The sequence below is a fragment of the Paenibacillus chibensis genome (genome assembly GCF_004001045.1).
GTDB classification, from domain to species: Bacteria; Bacillota; Bacilli; order Paenibacillales; family Paenibacillaceae; genus Paenibacillus_AQ; species Paenibacillus_AQ chibensis.
Map to the genome: position 1 here is coordinate 17,234 of NZ_BIMK01000007.1, position 25,814 is coordinate 43,047.

Genomic DNA, 25,814 nt, shown 5'->3' on the forward strand with positions numbered 1-25,814 from the left:
GCCTCCTATTGCGCCAAGTCGTGCGTGAGTTTACGGACAAATGTATCGTAGTCCATTCCGTTGTTAATGTGGATCGGTCCGTTAAAGTTAATCGTAGGTGCCGTCTTACCTCCGCGTCTCTCATCGCGATAATGCGACGCTTCCGTTTTCGTAAGCACCATTTCGTCCTTGTGAAGACGCGCAGGATACGAGTTATACGGAACGCGATCGAGACCACCTGCGTGGCCCTTACCGGTTACAAAACTCTTGACGCTACCGAATCCGGATTTAACGCCGTCCCACGCGTTTTCGTACCACGCGCTCGGTGCTGGTGCACTTATTGACCCGCCTTTGTACAACGGAGTACCCGGATTCTTTTTAGCATTTTGGGCGGCTGCCTCAGACAAAGAGTGGTAGCTGTCATACTGGTCTTTTGCTTTTTTCTCCGCAGATCTAACGGGCGAAATCGCAGTCATGATGTCTAAATCTTTGAGACCTAGTAAAATACCATTTACAATCCCCTTGCCAATCTTCAGTCCGATATCGACAAACTGCGGAATGCACTGCTCAAGAGCATTGGCTAAGAACCCCACAATTTTAGTTACAAGTCCCTGAAATGCAGATTCCCCGCCTCCTGCCCACCAAGCATCAAATGCACGCTTTACGTCGTCGAAAACAAACTTAACCTTGCTCTTTAAATCAGGGAGCTTTTGAAACTCTGGATTTTTGATAAAATGGGTATTCAGGTAGTTACTTGCTTGTTTAACCATCCTATCAGTTGCAGCAGTAATTCTCGGAGTATACTTTTCAACGAAATCAGCCGCTGAATTGGCGAACCGTTTGATTAAAGGCATAGTGGGCATTAATGCGGAAATCTGAAGCGTTTCAATCGCCCCGCGGAACTGCTCAACCGCACCGGCCGCGTTGTCCATCTTCTTTCGCGCTACATCAAGCGCAGTAACCTTAGACATTTCCTTACGGAACTCTTTAACACCATCTGCGCCCTCAGTGTAAAGAATGTTGGCAGCACGTACCGCGTCTGTTCCGAACATCAATTCAAGCGTCAATGCTCGTTGCTGATTCGTCAGTTTCGAGAGAGATTTATGCAATATACCCGAGATGTCTTCCATGGACTTAATATTGCCTTTTGCGTCGTAAAACGCATTCGACCCATCTTTAGCCACGAGTCCGAGCGCACTGAAAAGCGCAATCTGACTCTTTGTTGTCGGCTGCAGATTTTGCAGCATCGTTTTAAGCGAAGTACCTGCATCTGACCCTTTCAATCCGTTATTCGCGAACAAACCGAGCGCAATATTCGTATCCTCAAACGTTAATCCCATCCCGGACGCGACCGCAGAAACTGCCGCCAATGAGTAGCGAAGTTCCTCGACGCCTGTCGCTGATGCATTCGCCGTTCCCGCAAGTATATCCGCAGCTTTTGATGCAGCCATCCCGTCCTTCTTAAACGCATTGAGCGCGGTGGACATGATTTCCGCTGCATCCGCAAGACCAAGCTCGCCTGCAGTTGCGAGGTTAAGCGCTGCCTCTAGCCCGCCAGCTTGTACGGTTGCCGGCGTTAAGCCCGCCTTAAGGAGTTCTTCAATACCCTGCGCAGCCTCAAGCGCGTTGTACTTCGTGTCTGCGCCCATCTTCAACGCTAGTGCTGACATCTTAGACATTTCAGAATTTGTTGCACCGGTAAGCGCCTGGACTGTTGAAAGTTCAGCCTCAAAGTCCATCGCTTTTTTAGCGGAAGCGCCTACTCCATATGCCGCAGCCCCAAGCGACACAGCGCCAATACCCATCGCTCCGAACGCGATTCCCTTGGCGGCCTTCTTCGCGAAGCTCGTAAACATGCCGTCCGTTTTCTTTAGCGCTTTTTGTACGACGTCAAATGAACGGGCATTTTTCGTATTCTGCGATGATAAGCGCGTCTGAGCCGTCCGGAGCCGATCGTTTGAACTCGAATAGGATGCCGTCGCTTTTTTAACATCGTCCATTGATCGTTTAACGCGCTCTAGCGCTTTACTGGCGCCGTCGTCCTTAATCTTGATTTTGCCAACGAGATCGAACGCCATTATGAACCGCCCCCTCTACGTCTGCGTTCCTTCTCCTCCGCTTCCAATTCGAGAAGCATCGACGCGTATAGAAAGGATTGGTGTCGGCGCTCTTTTGCGTAGACTTCATCCGGCGGTATGTGATGCCGCTGAAATATTTCATGGAGGAGGTAAGGTACACCGCCGGACGTTATTAGTTTTTTGCTTCTTCGATCAGCTCGTCCTCGTTGCCGAATCCAGACAAGTCCAAAACTGCCTGCAGAAGCTTCGCCATCTCACCGGGAAGAAGTGCTTTTGTAACGCACTCAGCCTCGTCAATTGCTCCGTAATGCTCTTTAAGCGCTTTATTGTTAAAGTCCGGGTCAACACATCCCTTTGCAATAAACAAAGCGTTCAGGAGTTGGTCGTCAGTCGACTTTTCACCGCGAGGATTGATGACCGTTGCCCGTTCGTTGATTCTGCGCAGATCATCGTTACTCAGCGCCTTTATCGTAAATTTCGTTTTGAGACGCGGAATATAAACCGATGATTCCAGTTCAAGTGTCGCACCCAGGAGTGCATCTAGTCCTTTGTTTGCCATCTATAGTCAACCTCCGATTATATTCAAAATAAAAAGGCGAGCCGGAGCCCGCCAAGTCTGCGTTATTTATGCCGCGCGAATACCGTCAATGACTTCATATCCGCTGAATACAAATGTGTACTCTTGCTCAACGATCGAGCCGACTTCGTAGTTGATAACCGGAATGTTATCGAAGGTCACGTTTTTCAGCCGGACACGATACGCGCCAAACGATTCCGGATCGTCGAGTTTAACGACTAGCTCAGTCACGAACGGCGAACTCATATCGTCTGTGACCTGCGCCATTTTCTCGATCCATTCCGACGTCACCATGTAGCCTCCGAGTGTGCCGGAGCCTTTTAGCGTAGTCGTTTTGTTGCCGAGCCAACGCGTGCCGGCCAACTTGATTTCTTCCATGCCGATTTCGATATTTGCCTCGACCTTGGTAACGTTGGTCAGCCAATTACCGTCCATATCGTACGCGTAACCGTAGTTACCGCTAATTACTTTCTTTGCGTCCATTGGACCTGCCATTATGTCACCGCCCTTATTAGATATTGACCGTCAGGAAAATGCGCTCCATGCTGTCGACTTCGGTATAGCTGATAACGAGGAAGACGGAGTCGCCCACGCTTGGCCGCTGCGGATCTAGTCCGACGAATGGACTCGTCAGTACACCGCTTGCTTCCAGAGTTTCAAGATACGCCTTAATCGCGACCATGAGCGTCGTCTGCCCGTCCGCATTGTTATCGAGCTTACCGATATAGTTATCGGCAGCCGTGCGCGCAATGTCCGTCGCAATCGCTTGGCGGGCGCGGATTGACCGGATTTTCTTACCGCTCGTTACTAGCCCCTGTTCGATTTTGACTTTTTCGCCGTCGTGCGTAAACACGAGTGATCCCGCATTGAGCGCCGCAACGATTTCCGAGTTAGTCATGCGCTTCGTTACGTCTTCCAACGGAAGCACGGCGTATGTGATCGAACGGTTAATTGGAGTTCCCGCAATCTTGCCGGCCACCCAAGCCGCGTACTCCGACGATGTGTAGTTGACGCCGGCAATGACTCCGCCTTCGACAACGTTGACGATATAATCATCGCTATTGAGCGTTGTCCGTGCGTTACCTGCCACTGGATCAACGTCAGTCGTCGCGTCGCCGCCGATAACCGCGATAAAGTGTTTGCCTTCTTCGCGATTCTTCGTGACCCACGTTTTGGTCGCCGCTTGCTGTTCGACGTTATACTCGCTATCGAAGACGAATACGTTAAACGGCCGCGCATCGAATGCGGCGCGCATGTCTGCGTAATCCTCTGCGATCGGCGTTTTCGGCATGGCGTAGACGAGAACTTCCTTCGCTCCGCCCTGCAGTGCAAGAAGAACGGACGTTATGTTAGAGAGGCCGAATTGATCGGATGCCTCCTTTTCGGTCGATACCGTGTAGAACGATTTTGCCGTCGCTTTGCTCGTATAGTTGAGTAACGGGATAGCCACGGTACCTCGCGCACCGCCTGAAATCTGAGCGGCTGCAGCTTCTTTAAAGTTAATGTAGATTCCTGGGCGCGTAGGTAGTGCCGTGGGGTCCCACTGTGCTCCTGGCATTCAAAGACCTCCTTTAGAAATAGAAAAGAGCGCCCGCGGAGGACGCCCTTGCTAAATACGGCTTACGCCGACATTATTAATTTTTGGGTAATTCGTTTGGACTCTCGCCTGCCTTACGCTGGTGTCGAGTAGGCCGATAATTGCGAATAGTCCGTTTTCCGTTTTCGCCGGCTGCGAGATGGAGAACGCATTGATACGGATACTCCCGATCAACTCCTTCTGGTAAATCGCTGTACTCAGCGCGTCCATATTCGCAAGCACCGTGTCCGGCCTCTGCGCAATGTGGACGATTTGGTATACGCGGTCAATCCGGAAGTGATAACGCGTTTCCGTTTCGCGGTCCTCGTCAAGCAATCGGACGTAAAACGAATTTGCAGGCGGCTGTGCCGGCACGTCCTGTTTGCCGGTCGTTGCGGTAGGGAATAACGCTTTGATATACGTCTCAATCGCGACCATGTCGTTTATTACGCTCAAATCACGTCAGCCCCTTCCGCTTTACTTCCGCATCGATCGCGTCTTCGATTAGCCGCTGCATCCGCGCCGCTCCGTCGTTCTTTGCCTTTTCCAAGAAGTCGAGTACGGTTCCGGGTTCCTGTGCACTCGCACCTTTATCGGCGGCAACGTTATGCAGATAGTACGCATAGTTGAATCCGTTGCTGAAGGCGTTCGCTACGACTGAGCCGCTAATGCCGTCCGCATCCACTTTCGGCGTTTTGTGGTCGATCTTGGCGCGCAAGTTACCGCCGCGGCGCCCCTTATAGCGACCGATTGGCGCAAGATTCGTCGCGGTAATCTGCCAGTATTCCAGCGCATCATCTACGCCGTTTATGGCGCCATCGATTACGGCCTCTTCCGCAGTTTCCAGCGCCTTTTCGAACGCTTTGAAATCTATTTCGAAATCAAACGATGACATTACACGTACACCTCCGTTACCAGCGGCGCACCGTCAACGCGACGTCTGATTACGATCCGGACCGGTTCGCGCTCAACTACGATCCCGAGTTCGTTAACATAGCGCACCTTATCGCGGTATGAGACTGGCGCAAGTCCTTCGGCAACAATACGGAGCTGCACGACCGCCTCTTCGCCGTATTGGTTAGCGACTGTTCGCGTCTCTTCTTGGACAAACGCGCTTATCGTAACTGGCGGCTGCTCGATCGGCTGGCCCCAACCGTCATCTGCAGCGCTCGGTATAATCGTAATCTGCTGACCATCAGTTACCGCAAGCATCGCGCGACATTCGTACCGGTTGACGCCGCCAAGTCCGCGCTCATCAATATCCGTAAAGATATAGCGCCGTCCCTTACGGTGGACTCGTATAACGGTATCTGCGCTGATGTCTTCGCCGAGGGATACGGAAATATCGTTCGTATCCAGCGTGTAATCGCCGAGAGCTCGCGCAGGACTACCGTTTAGTGATGGCGGATTCTTCCACACGGCCGGCACGGTTTCTTTGCGCCCATCGGTGTGTTCTAAAATAACGAGTTCGGTGCGGTGTTGTAGGATTTCGGCCCGATTCGAACGAATAAACGCTACGTCTCCGTCGGTTAGCATCACCGCACCTCCTCGGTTAAGATAAATTGCGTATACGCCGTGCAGTTCGGATGGATCGAATAGATATCGGAATCGCTCGGCAAGAAAATACCAGCGCCTAATCCGTGGCGGTCTTCTCCCGCCTTGGCTACGCATTTCTCCGAATGATGAACGCCTGGAACGAGGCGGAGTGCGCTAACAAATTTCGATTTTTCGGCCGTATAACCTATCGCGGTTCTGTATGCCGTATTCGCCTCTGTTAGCGCAAGTCTCCGCGCCTTCCACGCTTCATTTTCATAGACGGTCCGTATGTCACATACCATTTTCGACGTTGAATCTCCACGTATAATCCCGCGTCGGAGTACGTTGCCCATCTCCGCACGCTGTTCGCCGGCAAGCTGCCATACACGGTCAGACAGTATAAGTCCGTCGGGTCCCGTTCGATGTGCTAAGTATTCCGCCAAGTTGCTCGGTGACGGCGCCTTTCCCGTTAATGTCGGCAGGACCAAACTTTCCGCCACTCTTGCGGTAAGCACGAAGTCGGCCGAGAGACCAAGCGTTTTGTGAAACGCAGTTAATGCGTTAGCATAACCGATCTCTACGCTGTCCTTCATAGCGCCGGCCAGTGACGTCTCGGCAACGGTTCGGATCTCGCGTTCAATCGCCTCTAAATCGCGGAGCAGAGTATTGACGCGCGATCGACTTATCGTATCGTCCTTATTCGCGTATTCCTCAATTAGCTCCACGACCTGTAAGCGTGTTTTAGCGACATCCCGCGCAACCCTTTCGGACATGCCGACCGATGCGTCGACGTAATCATCATGTAGCTGCTCCAAAAGCCCGTTTAATTTGCGTTCATTCTCGGTCAATTCCGCCACCACCCAGGCCGCAGCGGCCGTTCAAAATCGCGGTCAAGTCGCCTCGACACATGAAATGCTGACGCAGATTTCCGACGCCCGATTTCGGCCTTTTCTCGCTCATACTCCGATACAAGGTCGGCGGCGAGTTTGCGGTACTGTTCGGCGACCATCGACTTATCTACCGACTCTTCTCCGTCCGTGTATTTGAAGTAGTGCGCGACTGAAAACGCGATTGTTCGGGCGCCTTGAATCTGCGCAAGCAATAGTACCAGCGGCGTCTCGTCGTCCGGAATATCGAAGGCGGTCAACGGCGCGTATCCGTATTGATAGAGCGCTTCGTTTAACCACGCCTCGATGTCTTCGGGCTCAACGCCGGGCACATTCCGAAAGCGTGCGGTTAGACGCTCGACTAATTGCGGATAGTTCGCCATTCCGCCGCCTCCTTATTTAGCGTTGCTTCCCCGTTTCGATTTCGCCGGCTTCTCGTCGGGTTCTTCTGACTTAACTTCGTCCAGGATACGCACGTAGCCGATATTAGCGAGGTGTTGCGCGGTCTTCGCTTCCACGTCGAGTACCGCGCCCTTACCTTGCCCGTCGACTACTGCGTCGAGGACTTCGATCTTTACGTTAGCCATTACGGAGTATAAACGTCAGCGTGGAAGATGAGCGATGGCGCTTCAACCGCAGGGAAACCGGCTGCTACCGTGCGCAATACGGATTCGATCGGCTCGTTCTTGTCGTAAGCGTCAAGCACTACGCCCGGCTGGAAATCGTTCTCGACGGTCGGACCGTACAAGAAATTACCAATACCCTCAGACAGCATTACAACGCGATTAACCGGGAAGAACTCGATTGTTTCGTCTTGGCCGGTATAGATGTCCTTAACGGTCACCTTGCGATTAGTGACGATTTGAACCGGAGGTAGACCGTATCCGCCGAGAACGCTATTCAGTTCGTCGACACTAACGCGTTTTGCTCCGCTATTTGCGCCGCGAGCTTCGTTGACGATAACCGAGTTCTTCAATAGCAGTGCTTGAACTTCGCGAGAGATCAGGATTACGTCCGGTGCCTTTCCATTAGCTGCAGTATACGCGTCCACCCATTCGAGCAAATTGCCGATAACGTCCACATCCGTGTTGCTCCACGCATTGGCTCCCGTCAGGGCCTTTTTGTTTTCCGCCGGGATGCCGAAATCGACGCCAATTTTAACGCCGTTCTTGTTGTAGGAAAACGTGCCCTTCGTCAGAGCTTCCATTTTGATTACGTCGACACGACGAGTCAAAGCGTTTACGAGGTCAACGCCCTTTACGGTCAGACGGTCGATGATTGCTTGTTTTTCGCCGTCATTACGAGCTTGGTTAAGCATAAGCAATTCTTCTTCGGTTGCGATGTATTTCAAACCCATTTTAGCGATCTCACCCATTTTGGACGCTACCGCATCACGGTCAACAACCGGAGGCTCGGCGCCGTAACCGATCATCGCACCAATGTGCTGCGACTTTTTGATGATGTCGTACGCAAATGTATTCGAGAAGATTCTGTCATCCGGAAGAAAGCGGTCACCAAGCGTTGGAACCTCGTTTCTGTCCGCGAGTGCTGCGTCTACCAATCCACGAAGTGCGGGCTTTTGGAATTGCTTAAGATATGTGATACCTGCCATTTAAATTTCCTCCTAATGTGTGTTTTTGGGCGCAAAAAAGACGCCTCCGATTACCGAAAGGCGCCTGTTGACTAAATGTGTTTTACGAAACGAATCATTGGCGTAACTGCTTTGAAATCTGCTAGAGCTGCGTTAGTTGGCAGTTTAGCCTCGTATACCGAGCCGCGAACAATTACTTCACCAACAACAAAATCGGTAGCTCCATCGGAAACTAAATCGATGTTCAAGATTCCGAAGTTATCGAATCCCGTCGCGGTAGTGAATGGTTCGAATTTACCCGACGTAGTGTTGCGCGCGATCAGCGTTCCTACTTCGACCGTGCCAGCCGGAAACTTCGTTCCGTCAAGCGTTGCGCCACCTTCGATAAATTGGAGATGTTCGGATGCAAGAATATTCTTTCCGCCTCTAAACGCTGTTTGAGATGTTTTCAAGCTATAAGCTGGCATTTGTGTTCCTCCTTGGTTTTGGTTATGTCAACGAATCCAATTAACGCCGAATCTTCCCCGCAGCCTTCAAGCGCTCGAACAACGCCTTTCCCTCGTCCGTTAAATCGCCAGGCTTCGGATCAGGTTTACGACCGTTCCCCGGATTCGGGTCGACCCCGTTTGCTTTCGGCGGCATGTCCGCAATGACTTCGGCAATACTCGCTTTAATTGCGTCCTCATCCTCGCCAATTACGTACTTACTAACGCGTGCCAATTGTTCCGCCGAGTATCCGGCCTCAACTAGCAATTGCGTTTTGGTTGCGGCCAATGCTGCCGTCTTCGCTTCGGTACGAGCGCGGTCGAGTTCCGCCTGTGCGCTTTCGTACAGCGCTTTGTATTCCTCGTTTTTCTCGCGTTCCTTACGTTCGGCTTCTGCTTGTGCCGCATTCTTTTCGTCGTCGAATTTCTTGCGCTCACGGGCGAGACGGTCTTTAATTAGCGCATCTACTGCCGCTTGTTGTTCCGCGGTAAACTCGACTTTCTTAGGTGCCGGATCTTGCGGATCGGGGTCAGCCGGATCTCCTTCCGCAAATAATTGCAAATTCAGCGGCAATCTAAAACGTTTTGGTTCGTGTTCCATCGCATTCCTCCCGTTTAAAGTCCGTCGACTATTACGTTAAATGACCGCCAGTTTAACGACGTGCCGTAGGTCGTGCGGTTCTATTCCGCGGATTGATACGGATCGGTTGCGGCTCTGTTTGCCGCCATTTCTTCGGATATCTCCGCTTTCTTTGCCGCGACATTCTCCACGCCCAATCGGCGCATAGCACCAGCGACGGATTCGAATCCGCTTGCTGTTTCCTCCGTTAACAATTCAACGAGAGACTTGCGGTTATCCGGTAGCGGAAGAACAAATTTAATTTCGTTTGTGTAATCGGTGATAGAACGTACAACCGTTTTGTCGTACGCAAAAACAGCGCGATCAAGGCGCGCTTGTAGGTAACGGATAGACTTTTCGTGAAGCTCCTGCAGACCGTCCTGCCATTCGAGCCAGTGTTCTTCGGTCTCTTGTATAATCGATTGGAATAGTACGTGAAGCGCGTCGCCATTGAGTCCGCCGAAGTTGAGTTCTTGCGGTACAACGTTAGGTAGCGACGTAATTTCGTGCAATGCCGCTTTCAATCGCGAGTATTGTCCGTCGAATGCCGCTGACCAAGAGAACGTTCCCTCAATACGTTTAACGTCCGGTTTCGCGTCGTTTCCGCCCATTCCGCCAGCTACTTCGATAACTGCGCCAGGCGCAATCTGCACTTTCTCCGCTGTCCCCGCTGGCACGTTAAGGAGCGCCGTCATCGCGAACATTTCGAATTTAAGCGAGTCGGCTGCGTCCTCGTTCATCGCGTTGAGGCGGTCGGTAACGGCGCGCATTGCTTCGATTTCCGATGTGTCCATTTCTTCGCCGGATAGTCCCGGCACTGCGAATACAACGAGCGGAAGAAAATCGATGCCCATCGACGCTTTTTCCGTGACCGTGTTGTAGAGCTGCAGGTCCGTTGTATACTCGGCGTCTTCGTAATAGCACCGACCGGCTTCGAGCGTAAACGATTCTTTGCGGATGAGCGTCCGCCCACCCTCCTCGCGCTCCGATACGAAGTGGCCGCCGATCAATAGCGTCATGTCTTCGTCGGAGTAAACAGGTACAAATTCGGTGTCTGGCCGCCATACCCAACGCAGCTTACCGGTATTAGCGTCAAATACGATCTTGCATACGACGCGCCGAGCGATAAGGTAATCACGCGCGGCTTTCGTTAAGGACGTACGCATCTTGTTTTCGCGCCACAACTGATACAGCAGCGACTCGTAGTCCGCGGCCATTTTCGCCTGTTCCGCCGTCGGTTCCTGCGGAGTCGGAACGTTGATTCCGTGCTGGCCGCCCATCAACCATCGCGCCTTCTTGTCGATAAAAGATTTGAAATAGTTCGTGGGAAAACGCGTCGGGTCGTAATCGAGTCCGGGGGGCCGCGGCATGTCTTCCGCAGCTACGAGTTGGCCCGTCTCGGGGCTAACGTGTTGCTTGCCGGCATAATACTCGTAATCGCGTAGTTGGCGGTCAATTCTGCGCCACGTCCTCGCGCCAAGCGCTTGCTGCAGCGGCGAGAATATCAAACGTTCGTAAAAATCTTCGCTAATCGTAGCGTACGGAGCTAAGTATTTCGCTAACATTTGCGCCCTCCTTTCATTGGGTTATCGTGTGCGTTTTCGCGCTGTCCGGACATACCCGGAAGATGATAGCGCGGCAGAAACGGCCATTTGCAAGGCGTCCGGGCCGTCGTCATGATTGTGATTCGGGTATAGTTCGAACATTTCGAGTAGTAGGCGCTGTTCTCGTTTGAATCGGATACGGCCCGCTTGGATGTCCGGCAGTAGCGCCTCGATCCGCAGGCTTTTCCGCGTACGCTGCTTGATCTGCTTTAAGCGAGTGTGCGCCGGGTATCCGCGCTTCTGTAAGGCCTCCGCCAACTTCTGCGCGAACCATTCCTGCGCTTGCTGCGCCTCGACTGCCAATCCGTCGTATTGATACTGCATCGCCTTTTCAACCGCTGTATCAAGCAGAGCGTCCGGATGAACGCGCTCAAGAAAAACGTCCAGGACATAGCAAATACCGTTTGCGGACTTGCCAACGGTGATAATTGCGCTATAATCCCCTTTTTCTTTCCCCATCGCGAAATCAAGGCCAGCATAAGTTTCGAGTGAGTTTGTGTCGATATCTGACTCGACGTAGTAAACGAAATCCTCCGGCTTAAATACCTGCGATTCTTCGTCGATCGGATTGCCGAGATATTCCTGGTTAAACGCCTTTGTTCCGATGGCTTCGCGCTTCTCCATGAAATACTTGTACGTATATGCTTGCGGCCACAAGACCTCTGTGCCGCGCAGCATTTCCGCCTCGTTCTTTGTGTAGAAAGCATCAGCCTCGTCCTTTGCTTCGTCTCGGTCTGCGTTGTAAATGTCGCGCCATTGTTGCCACAAATCTTCGCGCTCAGACCAACTCAGTATCGCCGGGAATTTACGCGAGATGAAGTCTTTACGTTTGGTCAGTACGTGATTGAGCAGTGAGTCATAATGAACGATGGTTCCCATGTATACGCAAATGCCACCGAAGCCGAGCGCCTCAAGCATCTCAGTCCGGAACCAATTCAAGTTTTTAGCGCGGAGTTCTTTTGTATTCGTATTGTCGCCGGATTCCAAATCGTCAAGCAAGAACAAGTCCGGCCGCTGCGATCCGTGGCGGAGACCCCGCATCTGCGTTCCCATGCCCTTCGCTTCTACTTTCGTTCCGGTCAGCGTGATAAATTCGTACTTGTTGTCCGTCTCATTCATCGATTTACGCGGATGAAGTAGAACACCGAAGTCCTCGCGTAGCTTCTCGTTAAATACGAGCTGATTACGTGCCCACTGGATAAAGTCGCCGGCCACGTCCGTTGTCTCCGAAACCTCGACGATATAACGTTTCAGCCGATATACCGCTTGGTGGCAAAGATACGCGTTAGACAAATACGCTGTCTTAGCATGGCGCCGTCCCACCGACCATCCGACGTTAGATTCGATTCCGCCGCGCGAGATATCGTCTAGGAGCGAGCACAACGTCCGATGAAACTCCGCCGCGTCCTCATACCGCTGACCGGCCGGTATCAAGTTATCGGGATTACCCGGATTCAGATCCTCCGAGAAATACTCGTAAGTGAAGTACAATAAGTCGTACTCGGCTCGATCGATGCGTTTGATCCGCTTAAGCTCTGCGATCGTAGCGCGAAAGGATTCTTCGTGATATGTCGTTGCCTTGCCGGACTTAATCAACGCCCGCAGTTTCTTGGCGCGTTCACTAACGAGATTGATGCGCTCTTCTCGCGCGGATTTATCAAGCCAGGCACCGTCGATAAACGCCATCCAAGCGCACCTCCTTCGTTATTCTTCGCCGTCGCCTTCCGCAAGCAGCTCGTCCAGTTCTTCGAGTTCCTGCGCAATCTCTTCGTTTGTGCGAGTAGTTCCGGCATCCTTCGATTCGACCGCGACCTGCTGCGTAATGAGACCGTGCCGCTTGAAGTAGAGATCGATGCCCTTAACGCTCGGCTGCGGACCGGTTATCGTCTTCATAAGCTGGCGATAAACTAGCGCGCGTTCCGATGCGAGGAAATCGTCCGCGATGTGGTTTACGTAATCGATAAATGCGCGATTCCCGGTACGCCATCTAAACAGCGACATACGGCTTACTCCGACTTCGTCCGCAATTTCATCGAATGACTTGCGTTCATCTTCTGGTGCGAACTCGCGTTCAACGCACAACAGCGCCGCTTTGATCTGGCGCCCTTCCAAGCGTGCTTCAAGCGCGGATTTTTTCTTATCAGACATGGTTGCGTCCTCCTTCCGTAAAATTAGCGTGGACTTAGCGTCTGATTGCGTTGGATGGCCGTTTACCCTCCGTGAACACAAAAACGCCTAAATCCACGGTCAGATTTGGCGTAGGCTATATGCTTGCGTACTCGACTACGTTAACCCCTCGGTTATAAAATTTTGCGAGAAATGTTCGGGCACCAGGTAGCGCTCACTTTTCGTAACCACCCCCGGGGGCCTCCACTTTATCGCTTCACAGCGCGGACATATGCACAAAATATGGGTTTTGACTATATGTCTAGAGCGTAGAAACCGCGCCGTTATGCGGTTTTTGACTTCCGCTCACATTCTCTCGCCGATATACACGCAATATTCATCGTTTATGCACCGTTTATGCGTGAAAATAGGCGCTGGACCCCGTGAGTTTTCGAAGGCTGTCCGCTCGGGGCGCGTCGGCAGGTATCGTAACCACGCGATACCCTACGCTAAATCTTCGCTTCTACTATATAGGCGCAAAAGCTGCGGTATTTTTACGCTGTTACAAAAACGACGCTCACGACCTGATAAACTGCGCTGGTTACGCTCAGCTGCGAGTAATAACGCAGGCAACCATAGAGCGTGCAGTATTACGCCTTCTATTAGCGTGAAGTTGTGCGAATAAGGACGGAAGAAAAGTCCGATTAATAACTACGCGGATATAATAATCAGCGCCAACATAACGCAATCCCTCCGTCCTATAATCCGGTAGTGTGCGGTTGCTTTCCGCAACCTTTACGCGTGGTAACGTAGTTATTGGGGTTTGTACTACATGAGATACTTCGAAGAATATGCTTCATGAATCCTACATACAAAAGCTTTCGGCTTCGCCTCACTGGTCCGGCTCCACCGTCCCAGGACCATATATTTTGACTCGCTAAAGCTCTATATGAAAGACATTAGCGCCAATGATTATGAATAACACAAGGCCAAGCCTTTCGGCCGCAGTGTCCGGTCTCGCCGTTTAGACCGGTTATCTTTCCCCCGCTGAATAGCGCAACAAAGACTAAGAATAAATTCGACCCCTCAAAACGCTGAAACCCACGCCGCTCTAAGGCGCAAGCCCCGTTTTTACTGTCCGAAAATTTACCGATAAGAGGCCGATTTTGTCCGGAAATTTACCGATAAGGATTTACGCAGTCCTCTTCGCGAAGTTATTTCGGATGGAAAACATCTCACGCAATGTCGCGTCAGGCACTCCGCTTTTGCGGTAAAATACAAACGGATTAATCTTGTAATAGCGCGAAGTCCCGTATATTACCTCGGCGAATACGTATTGATCGCCGAATTTGAGATTGCGCAGCTTCGTATACACGGACTTTTCGGTCATGCCCGTTGCTTGTGCGATATCCTCTTTCGTGAGCGGTAGCGTATTCTCTACGTCACGTTCGTAAGGATTCGCGCAGATCGTATTCGTTTCGAGATGAATATAGCGCAGCAGCTTATACACGAACCCGAGATCGCGCGCCTTCACTTCGGAATATAACGCTTTTACCTTCGCAACGAACGTCTTCACAACCGCCGAGTTATCCGTTCGCCCCTGAAAATGATATCGCGGATTAAGCTTATAGCGGTCGCCATCCTCGAACATAACGCCGGCTGCCGTCATCTCCGCCAGAAACTCGTAAACGGTCGATCGGCTCACCTTGAGCGTGCGCATCATGTCTTCGCGGCTCATTGCGGTTTTGTCCGGATTGGAAAGGATCGCGTCGTACTTAACGAAGCACTGCAAATAAAGAAGGTATCCGCAATGTTTATCGGACACCCTTTCGATAACTTCGTCGATATTTTGCATTTGCGTGACGGTAAATTCCGGAGCGCGTCCGTTAGCCTGCGCCTGGATGCGGCGATACTCTTCGCGCTGGCGCTCGGATGTAATGCGGTCGCCTTCCGCTAGGACAGCAGCTCGCTCGTGTATCTCGCCCGTTACCGGGTCAATTAGCGATTTATATTCGGCCAAACCGTACCCCCTCCGCTAAATAAGATAGCTCGGGATTGTCCGGAGTGTGCCCGGAACATGCGTGAATCCAGCGGCTTCATAATCCGTAGCCAACTAGCGAGCAAAAATACATGATTACCATACAAAATAAATATGGTAATATTTAGGATGTAATGCCAATATATCACGGAGGGCGAAATATGATCGAGCCAGCGTACCAGACGCAATCTGTTTCAAAAGAAAAGCTATTTGACTTTGCCGGAAATGGGTACTATGACGAAGCGTGGGAGAAACCTATCAGATGGAATTTTGGCGCATTTCTTTTCTCTTACATCTGGCTAGCTTACAGGAAAATGTATTTCTTTGCGGCATTATATGTAGTTATAGGCGGCTTAATTATTGAGCTGCTCGGCGGATTAATGTCAGCCACATATTCTTACTGCCTTGGATTAGGAATTAGTTTTATCTTCGGATTTATGGCTAACAAAATTTATTACTACCATGCTGAACGAGTCGTAGCAAAAGTAACAAGTATGTATGCAGATCCGGTACTGCAGAAAGAACGCATCGTTCGGTCAGGTGGAACGAATCTCGGAGCTGCGTATGTTGCGGGAGCAATCGCCATTATTGCGCTCATCACTACATATGGCAATTTTTAAACAAATACAAAAAAGACCCGTGGGCGGGTCTTTCGTATTATTTCGTAGAGTATTCGCTAACCTCAAACGTAAGGATATTACTGAATATCACGTAGTCGGTCCGCTTGCTGAACGGCCCCTTGTTATTCTCGTGTTTATCGATCGCGTATTTAGACGGGCCTGTACCGGCATCCTTCGCGTCATACCAATTGATAAACGCGTTAACCTCCGCCATGGATAAATCGTATTCCTTTTCGAGGCCGGTCGTCATTGTAACCGTAAGGATGGCGCGATCGCCGGACGGCTCTGGCGTTGGAACAGGGTCCGGATTTGGCGTAGGTTCTGGAATTACCGTGTTTGGAGGAAATATATCTCCAATTATGTCAATAGCATCAATAACAAGATCAACAGCATAATCTCCTTTAGCGATTTTTCTTATTTCAACACGGTGTAGTGTGTCCGCCAAACCTGTTTTTTCGTAAACTAACGTTCTATTTTTTGTAGTACTAGCAATTTGAGAGAATTCTTCACTTTTCCCATCAATATTTACTTCCAATCTGTTCGAATATGTAGGATGAACATCGCTTATAACACGAAAATCAGTTTTAAAGTGGAAATATCTGATTGTACAGATTCAATCAATCCAAAGACGTCGCCTTTAGAAGAAGATTGAACGATTCCTTTAGAGACACGTTTCCAAATTTCAGGATGACGATTAGGTTGTAAAGCAACACGGTGATGAATCAACACATTACGCAATTCATCTAAGTTTATTTCAGATACAACTTGCGGATTAAAAACCCACCGTGAACTATCATCGATATAAGCTTGTGCAACCGACTGCCATAATGCATATGAATTTCTTTGATAATTTAAAGACATTCCAAGAGTCAGCACGTTCATTAATTCTTCCTCGGGAACAACACCCAAAAGAACATCCTCAGGCATAACTTCACCACCAAGATGTCCCTCAGAATGCATTTGCATCAGTAACTTTACGTTCTCCAGAAACTCTTCTTTGACCATTCGCATGTATTCCCCCATTTAAAAACCCCTACCTAATATTTTACTACGGGTTGTCCATCTTTTGGGATTAATCTTAGAAAAATATACATCCGTAATTACGTAAACTGCCCGATACATAATAAGGCCGCACGATTGATACCGCGGCGGCCTTATTATGTGTTTTCTGCGTTATTGTATTCCTTAACTAAGTCTTCACTCGTTTACGGAACAGGCTGTTACAATCCCTTAATCTAATCACTTTCTCATTGTATAATTCTAACTTAGCTTCAAAACGACTTCTATAATGTTCAAAATCCCGTGTCCACTTATACATCATCTTTAACATCAATAAGTTAGGTTTGTAATGAGACTTTTCAATACCGATTTATCAAAACAATTTACCACCCCATTCGATCCCGTAATGAAGTTATTTGGGCTATATGATGTTCTGCATGCCAGGAAAACCTTTGTACAGCTTCATTTAAGGTCATATCACCGTATGTTGGACTCCTAACCACTCTTTTAAATTCCGAAGGCTTTAATCGGTTTAATAGTATGACAAACCTGCTATGAAGGGCTTCCAAAAGCAAAATAGATGTTTCGATAGGTGTATCCTTATAATCGTCCAACTCTGCCAACAATTCTTCCCGAAATGTTCCAGCAATAGGATGTTCCTCGGTTAAACCACGTTTAAAACGAATATAGGCATTCATCTCTGCATCGGCTAAATGATGTATTACTTGTTGCAGAGTCCATCCTCCTTGACGGTAAGGCGTATTCAGTTGTTCTAACCCCAAACCCTCAACCGCTTTGCGAAGTTTATCAGTCAGCCCAACTATTGATTCAATGAATTGTTTACGTTGCTCTTCGGTAGGTTCCTTCACCGCTGTGAACGAGCCAATCGGATAACGCAATGTATCCATCATATCTTTCCCTCCATTCGTCCTATTATAAACAAAAGATCTACAGTTCCTAATGCAGAATCTTTACCTGTATTTTAACATCATAGGTTGAAGAAAGCTGCCTGTTAGCGTAACGATCGATCCTCGATAAATGCTTTTTTCCTAAGTCCGGAAAATAAAAGAAATCTATAAATTAGTTGTGTTTAATTATGTAGAGTCCTTTATCTTATTAATTTCTCTCAACCAAAGTCTTGATAATGTTAAGTCTAATACTATATTTTCACTGAACAATTTAATTAACACATAACTCTCGTTGAACAGAAAAATTTGGAGGCTTTAACTCGCATGTTGTGGCTTGGGTCTACTTAGTCCAATGAATTTTAAAAAACTGTACAAAATAGCTGCTCACTCCGGATATTTTGTACAGTATGATATTTATGTGCAAATTTAATTTATGCTAATTATGCATGGTACAAAAGGATTGGGATTGTGTTTTTAATAATGTACACGTTGATTTATAGAGATACCTGCAGTTCGTAGATATGGCGCGGATCTGAGAACGGACCAGCCGCGGTTTCGAGTAACATCGGACTAATAAACATCGTAAACACCTCTACGCTAATTATAGCGTTGAGTGAACGTTAAATGAGGCGGTAAGTGTTGGTAGTAAACACGTACAAATACACGTGCAAATTCCTTGACACGTATTTAAATACGTGTTATTATAAATACATAAGGATGGTGATGCGATGAAAGGTTACTCTTCGAGGGAAATAATTAAGTTAATAGAAGCCGACGGTTGGTACTACATAAGAGCAACAGGCGACCACTACCAATACAAACACCCAACTAAGCCCGGCAAAGTTACAATCCCTCACCCCAACAAAGATTTACCTAAGAAAACCATAGTAAGTATTCTCAAGCAGGCGGGGCTGAAATAAGCCCCTCTGCAAAGGAGGTTAATTAATAGATGAGTATCAAGATTACGAAGGACCGATACGTCTTCCCCGCAGTATTCGATTACGCAGACGACGGCATCTCCGTTGAGTTTCCCGATCTTTCCGGAGCGTTGACAAGTGGCAACTCCGACGAAGAAGCGTTATACATGGCGAAGGACTGTCTAGCGCTACACCTCTACGGAATGGAAGAAGACGGCGATGATATCCCGGAGCCTACGCGCGTGCCTGATGTCGCGGTTGAACCGAACCAGACCGTTGTATTAATCGACGTATGGATGCCGCCATTCCGCGATAAGATGGCCGATCGCGCGGTGAAAAAGACTCTGACCATTCCGAAGTGGCTCGACGACTTGGCCGCGGAACATAAAGTGAATTACTCCCACGTGCTGCAGGACGCTTTAAAAACGTATCTTGGCGTTACGGATCGCAATAAATGTTAACAGAAAACGCCCACTAAACGGAGAATATCCGCTGGTGGGCGTTTTTCTTATCAGTAATATTCCGGTACAGCTGCGTAACCAATCTCGAGAGAATTTACGAACTCATCCGCAAGCGCTCCGCCCGTATCCCGTAAGTTATACGACTCAACCGGTCCCGGCGAAGTATCACGTTTATACTGCGCCTTCCTTCTCCGATTCTTTGTCTGCGCCAACTTATCGACGAATCGGTGCTCACGCGCTGTCCTATGGCGGCGCTCTGGCTTAGCGCGGTTAACGCCGTCCAGGTCGTACGATTCCGCAAGATCGAGCGAATATTCATTGTCCCGGCGCCGTTCCTCTTGCCGCTCGCTCATAATCGGATATTCCTCAAGCGTCATTTTGTCCGGACGTGAATCCGTCAACTCCTCGCGCAATATATAATCGGTCAGACGCTCAAGCTGCGCGGCATCGGGCGTCGTCCCATGCGCATCGATATATCGGTCGGTCAGCGCCTTCACGGCCGCCATACGCTCCGTTCTGTCTTCAATATTGGCCGCGATTAACTCGTCCACTTGCGTGATAAATTCTGCTTTATAATCGTTCAAATTACGCAGCCTCCATTTCGTTGTCTTCCGTATATTCGACCGTGATTTCCCCGTACTCCCACCGTGCGTATACGCTGGCAATCGCTTCTGCCGCCCGATCAATCGCTGCCGCCACGTTCTGCTGAGCGACGCCCATAATGCCAGCCGCCACCTTCTGCGTCAGATCCCGTCCGTAAACCCACGCGATTGCTTCCGCCTGGCGTTCCGTAAGGCCGGCCGACTCGATTGCGCTGTGCAGGTCGATAATGATGTCGCATGCCGCGGTATCCCCGGAATATCTGCGCTCGGCGATGCGGTGGCGATCGCGGAGTAGCGCCTTGACGCCGGCCGAATCGTTGAGACAATATTTAACTTCGTAGGCTCGCGCCTGTTTCTGCGTATCCACTTTGACTGCGCCCATTTATGCGGCCTCCTTCGGTTTCTTCCGTTTATCTACGCCGACACCATCGAATACGCACGGCTTCCACTCGATAATCTCTTCCAAGCGCTCAAGCACGGCCTCTTCCGTCTTTTCCGATATGATTCCGAAGCTGCTGAGCTCGTCCATTAACTCTGCGCGCTGCTCCTCCGGCATTTCCGCGATGAGTGCCTTCGCAAAGCCGAATTGGAACAGCATCGACCGATATGTTTTCGGAAACACTTCGCGAAGGTAGCGCAAGTATCCGCGTTTAATCGGTATTGGGCACGCCTGGCAGCCGGTCCGCGGCATGAATACGTTGTATCCTTCGGCAACCAAACGCTCGGCCGTTACGCGGTCTACGATCGCAGTCGGCCCCTCGTATCTGTCGTCAATCACCGCGTTCATGTCGTAAATTTCGCTGTATGGAATGGCGTGCTTACGTACGTATTCCCATACGTCCTCTTGCCAGTTGTTTCCGTAGTTGAACGAGTCGGTTAGCGCCGTCCACCATTGAATCGGGCGGCACACCCACGTTTTCCACGTATGCGAGGAGTAAAAGAAGTCTCCGTCGCGGCGTCCGGCCATCCAGCGTTGGCGTGATTCGCCTGACCGCACGCCGTTAAACATGATGTGCCATCCGTTTTCCTTAATCGCCTTCTGCATCGGCTTATGCTTGAGCGCGCCGCAGCATTTCTCAACGACGGGCTCCTTCGCTCCCTTTTCGCCTCTGCGATCGCCTTTGCGCTTAAACAACGTGTCGACGCCGTTTTCCTCATATATTTTCTTGAGCGTTGTTTCCGGACGGGCTTCAATGAGGCTAAGCGCCCACTCCTGCGTCATCTTCTTCGCATATTGGCGTGTCTGCGGGTATTCGTTAAGTGTGTTATTCCAGACGGTGTCGAACGAGATGCCGAGTTCGGCCGCCACGGTCCGGACGAGATGAAGCGTGATAATTGAATCGATCCCGAACGAGCACGATACGACTACCTTCAGCGCATCTCCGTATTCCGCGATTCCTTTGCGGAGAACAGTACGGACAAGATCGAGCGACCGCGCCTCTTTCTCATCGAGAGCGGCCGTTTTGTGCCAGTCTTCGGCAGCTACAATCGTGTCCTTTACCAAACGCGTCTTTTGCGTCGTTAACATAGCGTATTCTTCCATCAAGCCGCCTCCTTTTCGGGAGTCAAGCGATTGCCTGTTTCGCTCAACTCCGCTAATCTTGGGATTAATCGTTCGCCTAACGCATGGATGACGTTAACCGTAACAGCATTTCCCGCCTGTTTATAACGCTGACTGTCGCTAACTCCTGCGGCTGCTACTGCGTCATGTTGCGCATCGGTAAAGCCCTGAAGGCGCCAGCACTCACGCGGAGTTAGCTTACGGATGCGGTAGCGAGGGTATCGGCCGATTGCGACTCCGTGCTTGTCCTGCGCGGTTAGGGTAAACGATTCCTCACCGTCTTCTTTAAATCGACGACCGTTCTGGCGCTTCTCCGGGCGTTCTGGCGTAAGGACAGCGCGGACTTCCTCCGTAACAACCTGCGGAACTTTATCGAGTCTGGCGGCCTGCAGCGTTCCAGTTTCGTCGTATTTGACCGTCGTCGTCCAACTTGTAGTCTTTTGAAATACCGTATAAGGTTCCGCAATCTTAGGCGTTGTGTTGCCGCTCGATCCAGTCGGGATTGTCGGCGCAACGCCTGTCGGCGTAGAAACGCGCCTACAAATGTCATGGCCGTTAATTCCATCAACGTAACCGACCATTCCGCAGTCATCTGACTCGGCGATCTGTCCACGTTCTTCGAGCTGCGCAATCAGTTTCGCCGTCTTTTCCTCGCTCAGATAATATTTCTCGCCAACTTGCGCCTCTAACACGTCTCTTAATCGCGCAGTCACTTCGTTATTCTCCGGCCAATCGAAGTTAAACGTCCGCACACCCAGCGCTTGCGCCCTGCGTTTAGCCTTTGCGCCTACATCGTTCCCACTCACGTTCCAATCCTCGTGTTCCGCGTCCCTATCGCATACAACGAATATCCGTTCCCGATTCTGTGGTACGCCGTAATGCTTCGAATTGACGATACGGAAATCAATCGCGTAGCCGATATCGTTTAGGACTGCGCACATCGTTTCGAACGTCTTACCACCATCGTGGGAGAGTAACCCTTTAACGTTCTCAAGTAGCATCAAACGCGGCCGTTTCGTCTTGGCTATACGCGCAATCTCGAAGAATAACGTACCTCGCGCCTCTTCGAATCCTTTGCGCTGTCCAGCGACCGAGAACGCCTGGCACGGAAATCCGCCAACCAACACGTCATGATCCGGTATATCCTGCGCATCAATCTTCGTAATGTCTCCGTGAAGCTCCGCCGCCCCGTTATAAAGCGCCTGGTACGCCTGACTTGCGTATTTATCAATTTCAGACGCGAATACACATACGCCGCCTAGCGCATCCAACGCAGACCTGAATCCGCCAATACCTGCGAACAATTCGATATATCTAAGCGTCAATTAACTTCCTCCTCTCGCTTTATTTTCGTTATTCACCGCGTTCCCTTTCGAAAGTCCGACGCGACAGAGAGCCTCGACCGTAGCGTCACGATGGCCGATCGCATAGCCGCGTTTGTACCCGGCGGCATATGCGCGCTCTACGGCCTCGGCGATAAGCTTGTCGTAGATTTCGTCGATCCTCATAGGTTCAGGTACGCCACAATCTCGTCAATCTGCGCGTACAACTCGTCCAGGGTGCCGCCGTTGTCTACGGTAATGTCCGCCGGGTAATCGTCGAGCGCCGTTTCCGTTCTGTGCATGAGGTCCGCGTAACTGAATTTGTCGCCGGATTTAATGGCGCGATCGATGCGTACGGCGTCCGGTGCTGTGACGCGGATGAGTACGTAGCCGGCGGATTGGAGTGCGGTGTATTCCTGCGGCTGCCTTACGTCGCTGACTACGATCGGTTGATAGCGCGTGTACTCGTTGTGTGAGATGCGCCGGAACATATCGTTTACCCAAACGTTGGGATCGTGAGTCCGCGCATATTCTCCGAAAGACTGCAGGAGTGCGCGTGGCTTGGCGCCTCCTGCGAATTGTTCCGGGTATAGTCGGCCACAGATATCGCGCAATCCGTCTCCGAAGGCGTAGCGCAAGAATCCGTACTCGTCTTCGAGATACTCAGCGATTGTATCCTTGCCTGCGCGAAGCTTCGAAATGAGTCCTATGTTAGGTAGCGCCGGCATCAGGCGGCCACCTCCTTCCGTGCTGCAGCGTGGTCTTCAGATTCGCTCATACGCGAGTCGTCTATGATGTGTACGTCCGGGGTACTCACAATCTGGCAGTATCCACTTTTACTGCGCCGCATGTCTTTGGTATCTACGCCCCGGACCCTCACTTCGCCGTCTTCAGCGCGAATCACTTTGCCAATGTCGCCTAAGTCGTAGTAGTGGCATATCCCCTCCGTAAAATTACCGAGGATTTCAACAACGTCACCCACGCGAACCTCCTCCGGATTCGGCACGCTCAGATATTCCGCGGGCACTTCTAGGCCAAGCGCACGGTGCAGCGCGATAGATTTGCCGAGGTGAGCGTTGAATACGTCGTTTGGTGCGCACTTGGCTATTCCGCGATAGCTTACTATCTTAGTTCCGTACAGACGCAACACGCATGCCACCGTACGTTTGTCTCGATTTACGACGAACTCCGCAGAGTAAAGCGCAATGCCTCTCGCATATACGACGTCTCCGTTTCCGCACCAGTGCGTTTTACTCAGTGCCTTAACGTCAGCCTTCGCACGCTCAACGATTTCGTCGCGGATCTGCTGCGGAGACTTCGGCGCGGTTACGACTTTACTCGCAGCCTCCACGTCATCTTCGCTAAACGACAACTCCGCAGGATTACCGGCCTCGATTACCGCTTGCACCTGCGCAGCCATCTCGTTAACTTGCGCCTCCAATCCGGACACTCGCGCAGCCAATGCGGCGATGTTCTCCGCGGCTTGTTCAGGCGCAGGTCGCGACGACAGGAGCGTTGGGCGTGCGGAGAGTTCCGGTGCGGTTTCATATGCGCCTCTGACCGGTTCGAGTACGCGGTAAGCGAATTCTGCAACCGACCACTTCCCGTCACCGTTAACGATTTTATTCACGTTAAAGTCGAACCAATCCTCGCCGCCTAACGAAGTCGCGATGTCACCAACTCGAAAAAATTCTCCACCACCACTACCGGAACCGGTCGCCGTCGATGCGATAATCACGCGCTCCCCCACCGCAGCCTTCCGATCGACCATGCGATATCTGGCGCCGTCGATGACGAGAATTTCCGTGGGTTCGAGGGCTACGTACTCGCCTGCTGGTCCGGTTCCCCACCCGTCATGCAAGAAGCCTATGCCATTTTCGTGAATTTCCGCGACTTTCGGAACGGTATAGACTTCCCCGGCCTTTAGTTTTATGCCGCTTTTCGTCATCTTCACACGTTCTCCCACGCTCGCCTTCCGCTTAACCTCGCGATACTCACGCATGACACCGCCGAGTGATTCGTCCTTTAACAACGTAATGTTTTCGCTCATATAATCCGCTCCCTATTCGGCCTCCGCGGCCTTTGATATTTTCACGCTTACCGTCTGCCTTCCGAAATCCCATGCGTCAGCCTCATTCGCCATCAGCACGTCAATCTTGCGGCCCTTAATGGCGCCGCCAGTATCTTCCGCGATCGCTTCGATTTCACTTCCGTCAGCCAGGCGGATTGTTAGCGATGTGCCCAGCGGAATCACTGCCGGATCGACTGCAACGACCACGCGTCCGTGATAATAACGCGTGTGCCTTACGTCGATTTCCGTAAAAGTGAAGCCGCTGCATCCCGTATCGCATAGCGCGACATACGCCGTCGCCTCGAATGTACGCCATTCTTGCGGAGGAGATTTCCGGTGATTGTCCGAGGAGGTTCGGTGATTGCCTGTTTCACCGGAGCTCCCTGTTTCATCGGATGATTCCGTTTTAACTGGCGCCTCGACTGCGTTAGAAGTTGGCGCTTCTTTCTCGTAGTTTGGCGGCACACCTTGCGGTACACTTTCGTTGATTACGTTTAGTGCGATAGTTAACGCGATGATGGCTCCGATTAGTTGTCGGATTGGATCGCCTCCTATTCGTCATAATTTTCGCGGATATGCGCATCGATCAAATCGAATTGCATATGCGATAACATCACGGCGCGCTCCGCCATATCTACGTTATGCCAACCGGTCATGATAACGTTGTCCGGTCCGTACGTCGCGAACATGACGCCAGTAATGCGGCCGGCACGCGCTTGTTCCGCCAGGTCTTCGAATGCTGCGGCGATTTCATTTTGGACGCAAGGGAACGGGATGATTTTGGCCATTATGCGTCCTCCTTTACGGATTGGTGACCGAGTACACATCCGATAAGGTACGCAATGTACACGTCAATTTGCGTCCCGTCGAATACGTAGTACGCTAACGATGCCGCGATGGCTCCGGATATTAATACGAGTAGTGCTCGCATTTATTCGTCCTCCTTCATTATGACAACGCTAATGTCTCCGCTGCACGGCTCGATCTTCGATTTCTGGTACCGGTTGTTATACTCGCCATCTTCGTGCCATTTGACATAGTACGTAACGCCATCAATATCCACACACACGACATCGTTATGGCGCATAATGCGGCTGTACTCCGGTCGGTACTTTACGCCAAGTCTTACGAGTGATACCACTTTGTACGCGTTCCGGTATCGCGGACTGTACGTCAGTGTGTCGGTAATGCCGGACATGTGCAAGAACGCGACGTCCTCTGGTGCGATGTCGAGTGACTCGCAGTTTTCGAAATGTAGCGATACTTTTATGGTCACG

34 protein-coding genes are annotated in these 25,814 nt (G+C 50.8%); 3 read left to right on the forward strand and 31 right to left on the reverse strand.

Features of this window, described 5'->3' with window-relative positions; genetic code table 11:
* Positions 1-5 precede the first annotated feature (5 nt).
* The 17 genes from PCH05_RS06595 to PCH05_RS06675 all read right to left on the reverse strand — a co-directional run bounded on the left by PCH05_RS06595 (position 6) and on the right by PCH05_RS06675 (position 15,058).
* On the reverse strand, positions 6-2,057 hold the full coding sequence (locus PCH05_RS06595) for a phage tail tape measure protein (RefSeq protein ID WP_246049390.1): 2,052 nt from the start codon (positions 2,055-2,057) through the stop codon (positions 6-8).
* Between the two features lie 172 nt (positions 2,058-2,229).
* Positions 2,230-2,616, reverse strand: a complete 387-nt coding sequence (locus PCH05_RS06600; RefSeq protein WP_127601584.1) for a phage tail assembly chaperone — start codon at positions 2,614-2,616, stop codon at positions 2,230-2,232.
* 66 nt (positions 2,617-2,682) lie between these two features.
* The gene (locus PCH05_RS06605; protein WP_127601585.1) at positions 2,683-3,129 is read right to left on the reverse strand and encodes a phage tail tube protein; all 447 of its coding nucleotides are present in this window, start codon (positions 3,127-3,129) and stop codon (positions 2,683-2,685) included.
* Between the two features lie 16 nt (positions 3,130-3,145).
* Entirely contained in the window at positions 3,146-4,192 is a 1,047-nt protein-coding gene (locus PCH05_RS06610; RefSeq protein WP_127601586.1) for a phage tail sheath subtilisin-like domain-containing protein, read from the reverse strand.
* A 51-nt stretch (positions 4,193-4,243) separates the two neighbouring features.
* A complete protein-coding gene (locus tag PCH05_RS06615; RefSeq protein WP_127601587.1) occupies positions 4,244-4,666 on the reverse strand; it encodes a hypothetical protein in 423 nt (140 codons plus the stop codon).
* A 1-nt stretch (position 4,667) separates the two neighbouring features.
* The gene (locus tag PCH05_RS06620; protein WP_127601588.1) at positions 4,668-5,105 is read right to left on the reverse strand and encodes a hypothetical protein; all 438 of its coding nucleotides are present in this window, start codon (positions 5,103-5,105) and stop codon (positions 4,668-4,670) included.
* Positions 5,105-5,629 (reverse strand): hypothetical protein, encoded by a 525-nt coding sequence (locus PCH05_RS06625; RefSeq protein ID WP_127601589.1) that lies wholly within the window; start codon positions 5,627-5,629, stop codon positions 5,105-5,107. The genes PCH05_RS06620 and PCH05_RS06625 overlap by 1 nt, the downstream gene beginning before the upstream one ends.
* A 116-nt stretch (positions 5,630-5,745) precedes the next feature.
* Positions 5,746-6,594 carry a structural protein gene (locus PCH05_RS06630; RefSeq protein ID WP_127601590.1) on the reverse strand — a complete coding sequence of 283 codons (849 nt, stop codon included), beginning with the start codon at positions 6,592-6,594 and terminating at the stop codon, positions 5,746-5,748.
* A complete protein-coding gene (locus PCH05_RS06635) occupies positions 6,591-7,016 on the reverse strand; it encodes a hypothetical protein (RefSeq protein WP_127601591.1) in 426 nt (141 codons plus the stop codon). The genes PCH05_RS06630 and PCH05_RS06635 overlap by 4 nt, the downstream gene beginning before the upstream one ends.
* 12 nt (positions 7,017-7,028) lie before the next feature.
* Positions 7,029-7,220 (reverse strand): hypothetical protein, encoded by a 192-nt coding sequence (locus tag PCH05_RS06640; protein ID WP_127601592.1) that lies wholly within the window; start codon positions 7,218-7,220, stop codon positions 7,029-7,031.
* The gene (locus PCH05_RS06645; protein WP_246049391.1) at positions 7,220-8,194 is read right to left on the reverse strand and encodes a major capsid protein; all 975 of its coding nucleotides are present in this window, start codon (positions 8,192-8,194) and stop codon (positions 7,220-7,222) included. The genes PCH05_RS06640 and PCH05_RS06645 overlap by 1 nt, the downstream gene beginning before the upstream one ends.
* Before the next feature lie 122 nt (positions 8,195-8,316).
* Positions 8,317-8,691 (reverse strand): hypothetical protein, encoded by a 375-nt coding sequence (locus PCH05_RS06650; protein ID WP_127601594.1) that lies wholly within the window; start codon positions 8,689-8,691, stop codon positions 8,317-8,319.
* Positions 8,692-8,731: 40 nt separating this feature from the next.
* The gene (locus PCH05_RS06655; protein ID WP_127601595.1) at positions 8,732-9,310 is read right to left on the reverse strand and encodes a capsid assembly scaffolding protein Gp46 family protein; all 579 of its coding nucleotides are present in this window, start codon (positions 9,308-9,310) and stop codon (positions 8,732-8,734) included.
* Positions 9,311-9,390: 80 nt separating this feature from the next.
* Positions 9,391-10,893, reverse strand: coding sequence for a phage portal protein (locus PCH05_RS06660; RefSeq protein ID WP_127601596.1), 1,503 nt, complete (start codon positions 10,891-10,893; stop codon positions 9,391-9,393).
* A gap of 21 nt (positions 10,894-10,914) precedes the next feature.
* A complete protein-coding gene (gene terL, locus PCH05_RS06665) occupies positions 10,915-12,618 on the reverse strand; it encodes a phage terminase large subunit (RefSeq protein ID WP_127601597.1) in 1,704 nt (567 codons plus the stop codon).
* Positions 12,619-12,636: 18 nt separating this feature from the next.
* The gene (locus PCH05_RS06670) at positions 12,637-13,080 is read right to left on the reverse strand and encodes a phBC6A51 family helix-turn-helix protein (RefSeq protein ID WP_127601598.1); all 444 of its coding nucleotides are present in this window, start codon (positions 13,078-13,080) and stop codon (positions 12,637-12,639) included.
* 1,150 nt (positions 13,081-14,230) lie between these two features.
* Complete coding sequence (locus PCH05_RS06675) at positions 14,231-15,058, reverse strand: hypothetical protein (protein ID WP_127601599.1); 828 nt, start codon at positions 15,056-15,058, stop codon at positions 14,231-14,233.
* 179 nt (positions 15,059-15,237) lie between these two features.
* Here PCH05_RS06675 and PCH05_RS06680 point away from each other — a divergent pair, with 179 nt between their 5' ends.
* Positions 15,238-15,696: a DUF2628 domain-containing protein gene (locus PCH05_RS06680; protein ID WP_164766566.1), complete on the forward strand. Its 459-nt coding sequence runs from the start codon at positions 15,238-15,240 to the stop codon at positions 15,694-15,696.
* A 37-nt stretch (positions 15,697-15,733) separates the two neighbouring features.
* Here PCH05_RS06680 and PCH05_RS28000 read toward each other — a convergent pair whose 3' ends face one another.
* The 3 genes from PCH05_RS28000 to PCH05_RS06695 all read right to left on the reverse strand — a co-directional run bounded on the left by PCH05_RS28000 (position 15,734) and on the right by PCH05_RS06695 (position 17,606).
* Positions 15,734-16,231: a hypothetical protein gene (locus PCH05_RS28000; RefSeq protein WP_307719512.1), complete on the reverse strand. Its 498-nt coding sequence runs from the start codon at positions 16,229-16,231 to the stop codon at positions 15,734-15,736.
* A 29-nt stretch (positions 16,232-16,260) separates the two neighbouring features.
* Positions 16,261-16,719 carry a hypothetical protein gene (locus PCH05_RS06690; RefSeq protein WP_174806236.1) on the reverse strand — a complete coding sequence of 153 codons (459 nt, stop codon included), beginning with the start codon at positions 16,717-16,719 and terminating at the stop codon, positions 16,261-16,263.
* 359 nt (positions 16,720-17,078) lie between these two features.
* Positions 17,079-17,606: a YfiT family bacillithiol transferase gene (locus PCH05_RS06695; protein ID WP_307719513.1), complete on the reverse strand. Its 528-nt coding sequence runs from the start codon at positions 17,604-17,606 to the stop codon at positions 17,079-17,081.
* A gap of 725 nt (positions 17,607-18,331) precedes the next feature.
* Between PCH05_RS06695 and PCH05_RS06700 the strand changes: the two genes are divergently transcribed.
* Complete coding sequence (locus PCH05_RS06700) at positions 18,332-18,523, forward strand: type II toxin-antitoxin system HicA family toxin (protein ID WP_127601601.1); 192 nt, start codon at positions 18,332-18,334, stop codon at positions 18,521-18,523.
* Between the two features lie 29 nt (positions 18,524-18,552).
* A complete protein-coding gene (locus tag PCH05_RS06705; protein WP_218030513.1) occupies positions 18,553-18,981 on the forward strand; it encodes a type II toxin-antitoxin system HicB family antitoxin in 429 nt (142 codons plus the stop codon).
* Positions 18,982-19,031: 50 nt separating this feature from the next.
* Here PCH05_RS06705 and PCH05_RS06710 read toward each other — a convergent pair whose 3' ends face one another.
* From PCH05_RS06710 to PCH05_RS06755, 11 genes are all read right to left on the reverse strand, one after another.
* Positions 19,032-19,565: a hypothetical protein gene (locus tag PCH05_RS06710; RefSeq protein WP_127601602.1), complete on the reverse strand. Its 534-nt coding sequence runs from the start codon at positions 19,563-19,565 to the stop codon at positions 19,032-19,034.
* Between the two features lies 1 nt (position 19,566).
* Positions 19,567-19,965, reverse strand: coding sequence for an RNA polymerase subunit sigma (locus PCH05_RS06715; protein ID WP_127601603.1), 399 nt, complete (start codon positions 19,963-19,965; stop codon positions 19,567-19,569).
* The gene (locus PCH05_RS06720; RefSeq protein WP_127601604.1) at positions 19,966-21,126 is read right to left on the reverse strand and encodes a phosphoadenosine phosphosulfate reductase family protein; all 1,161 of its coding nucleotides are present in this window, start codon (positions 21,124-21,126) and stop codon (positions 19,966-19,968) included.
* Positions 21,126-22,469, reverse strand: a complete 1,344-nt coding sequence (gene dcm, locus PCH05_RS06725; RefSeq protein WP_127601605.1) for a DNA (cytosine-5-)-methyltransferase — start codon at positions 22,467-22,469, stop codon at positions 21,126-21,128. The genes PCH05_RS06720 and dcm overlap by 1 nt, the downstream gene beginning before the upstream one ends.
* The gene (locus PCH05_RS06730; RefSeq protein ID WP_127601606.1) at positions 22,470-22,652 is read right to left on the reverse strand and encodes a hypothetical protein; all 183 of its coding nucleotides are present in this window, start codon (positions 22,650-22,652) and stop codon (positions 22,470-22,472) included.
* Positions 22,649-23,194 (reverse strand): deoxynucleotide monophosphate kinase family protein, encoded by a 546-nt coding sequence (locus tag PCH05_RS06735; protein WP_127601607.1) that lies wholly within the window; start codon positions 23,192-23,194, stop codon positions 22,649-22,651. Before PCH05_RS06735 ends, PCH05_RS06730 begins: the two co-directional genes overlap by 4 nt.
* Complete coding sequence (locus tag PCH05_RS06740; RefSeq protein ID WP_127601608.1) at positions 23,194-24,516, reverse strand: hypothetical protein; 1,323 nt, start codon at positions 24,514-24,516, stop codon at positions 23,194-23,196. The genes PCH05_RS06735 and PCH05_RS06740 overlap by 1 nt, the downstream gene beginning before the upstream one ends.
* 12 nt (positions 24,517-24,528) lie before the next feature.
* The gene (locus tag PCH05_RS06745; RefSeq protein ID WP_164766567.1) at positions 24,529-25,002 is read right to left on the reverse strand and encodes a 3D domain-containing protein; all 474 of its coding nucleotides are present in this window, start codon (positions 25,000-25,002) and stop codon (positions 24,529-24,531) included.
* A gap of 86 nt (positions 25,003-25,088) precedes the next feature.
* Positions 25,089-25,325, reverse strand: coding sequence for a hypothetical protein (locus tag PCH05_RS06750; protein WP_127601610.1), 237 nt, complete (start codon positions 25,323-25,325; stop codon positions 25,089-25,091).
* A complete protein-coding gene (locus PCH05_RS27210; protein WP_164766568.1) occupies positions 25,325-25,468 on the reverse strand; it encodes a hypothetical protein in 144 nt (47 codons plus the stop codon). Before PCH05_RS27210 ends, PCH05_RS06750 begins: the two co-directional genes overlap by 1 nt.
* Positions 25,469-25,813, reverse strand: coding sequence for a hypothetical protein (locus PCH05_RS06755; RefSeq protein WP_127601611.1), 345 nt, complete (start codon positions 25,811-25,813; stop codon positions 25,469-25,471).
* Between the last annotated feature and the right edge of the window lies 1 nt (position 25,814).

What these genes read in the sequence shown, in the direction of transcription:
- PCH05_RS06595 (WP_246049390.1), bottom strand. Translation starts at nt 2,057, where the DNA reads ATGGCGTTCGATCTCGTTGGCAAAATCAAGATTAAGGACGACGGCGCC.
- PCH05_RS06600 (WP_127601584.1), bottom strand. Translation starts at nt 2,616, where the DNA reads ATGGCAAACAAAGGACTAGATGCACTCCTGGGTGCGACACTTGAACTG.
- PCH05_RS06605 (WP_127601585.1), bottom strand. Translation starts at nt 3,129, where the DNA reads ATGGCAGGTCCAATGGACGCAAAGAAAGTAATTAGCGGTAACTACGGT.
- PCH05_RS06610 (WP_127601586.1), bottom strand. Translation starts at nt 4,192, where the DNA reads ATGCCAGGAGCACAGTGGGACCCCACGGCACTACCTACGCGCCCAGGA.
- PCH05_RS06620 (WP_127601588.1), bottom strand. Translation starts at nt 5,105, where the DNA reads ATGTCATCGTTTGATTTCGAAATAGATTTCAAAGCGTTCGAAAAGGCG.
- PCH05_RS06635 (WP_127601591.1), bottom strand. Translation starts at nt 7,016, where the DNA reads ATGGCGAACTATCCGCAATTAGTCGAGCGTCTAACCGCACGCTTTCGG.
- PCH05_RS06640 (WP_127601592.1), bottom strand. Translation starts at nt 7,220, where the DNA reads ATGGCTAACGTAAAGATCGAAGTCCTCGACGCAGTAGTCGACGGGCAA.
- PCH05_RS06650 (WP_127601594.1), bottom strand. Translation starts at nt 8,691, where the DNA reads ATGCCAGCTTATAGCTTGAAAACATCTCAAACAGCGTTTAGAGGCGGA.
- PCH05_RS06655 (WP_127601595.1), bottom strand. Translation starts at nt 9,310, where the DNA reads ATGGAACACGAACCAAAACGTTTTAGATTGCCGCTGAATTTGCAATTA.
- PCH05_RS06660 (WP_127601596.1), bottom strand. Translation starts at nt 10,893, where the DNA reads ATGTTAGCGAAATACTTAGCTCCGTACGCTACGATTAGCGAAGATTTT.
- terL (WP_127601597.1), bottom strand. Translation starts at nt 12,618, where the DNA reads ATGGCGTTTATCGACGGTGCCTGGCTTGATAAATCCGCGCGAGAAGAG.
- PCH05_RS06670 (WP_127601598.1), bottom strand. Translation starts at nt 13,080, where the DNA reads ATGTCTGATAAGAAAAAATCCGCGCTTGAAGCACGCTTGGAAGGGCGC.
- PCH05_RS06680 (WP_164766566.1), top strand. Translation starts at nt 15,238, where the DNA reads ATGATCGAGCCAGCGTACCAGACGCAATCTGTTTCAAAAGAAAAGCTA.
- PCH05_RS06690 (WP_174806236.1), bottom strand. Translation starts at nt 16,719, where the DNA reads ATGGGGGAATACATGCGAATGGTCAAAGAAGAGTTTCTGGAGAACGTA.
- PCH05_RS06695 (WP_307719513.1), bottom strand. Translation starts at nt 17,606, where the DNA reads ATGATGGATACATTGCGTTATCCGATTGGCTCGTTCACAGCGGTGAAG.
- PCH05_RS06700 (WP_127601601.1), top strand. Translation starts at nt 18,332, where the DNA reads ATGAAAGGTTACTCTTCGAGGGAAATAATTAAGTTAATAGAAGCCGAC.
- PCH05_RS06705 (WP_218030513.1), top strand. Translation starts at nt 18,553, where the DNA reads ATGAGTATCAAGATTACGAAGGACCGATACGTCTTCCCCGCAGTATTC.
- PCH05_RS06715 (WP_127601603.1), bottom strand. Translation starts at nt 19,965, where the DNA reads ATGGGCGCAGTCAAAGTGGATACGCAGAAACAGGCGCGAGCCTACGAA.
- PCH05_RS06720 (WP_127601604.1), bottom strand. Translation starts at nt 21,126, where the DNA reads ATGGAAGAATACGCTATGTTAACGACGCAAAAGACGCGTTTGGTAAAG.
- PCH05_RS06730 (WP_127601606.1), bottom strand. Translation starts at nt 22,652, where the DNA reads ATGAGGATCGACGAAATCTACGACAAGCTTATCGCCGAGGCCGTAGAG.
- PCH05_RS06735 (WP_127601607.1), bottom strand. Translation starts at nt 23,194, where the DNA reads ATGCCGGCGCTACCTAACATAGGACTCATTTCGAAGCTTCGCGCAGGC.
- PCH05_RS06740 (WP_127601608.1), bottom strand. Translation starts at nt 24,516, where the DNA reads ATGAGCGAAAACATTACGTTGTTAAAGGACGAATCACTCGGCGGTGTC.
- PCH05_RS06750 (WP_127601610.1), bottom strand. Translation starts at nt 25,325, where the DNA reads ATGGCCAAAATCATCCCGTTCCCTTGCGTCCAAAATGAAATCGCCGCA.
- PCH05_RS27210 (WP_164766568.1), bottom strand. Translation starts at nt 25,468, where the DNA reads ATGCGAGCACTACTCGTATTAATATCCGGAGCCATCGCGGCATCGTTA.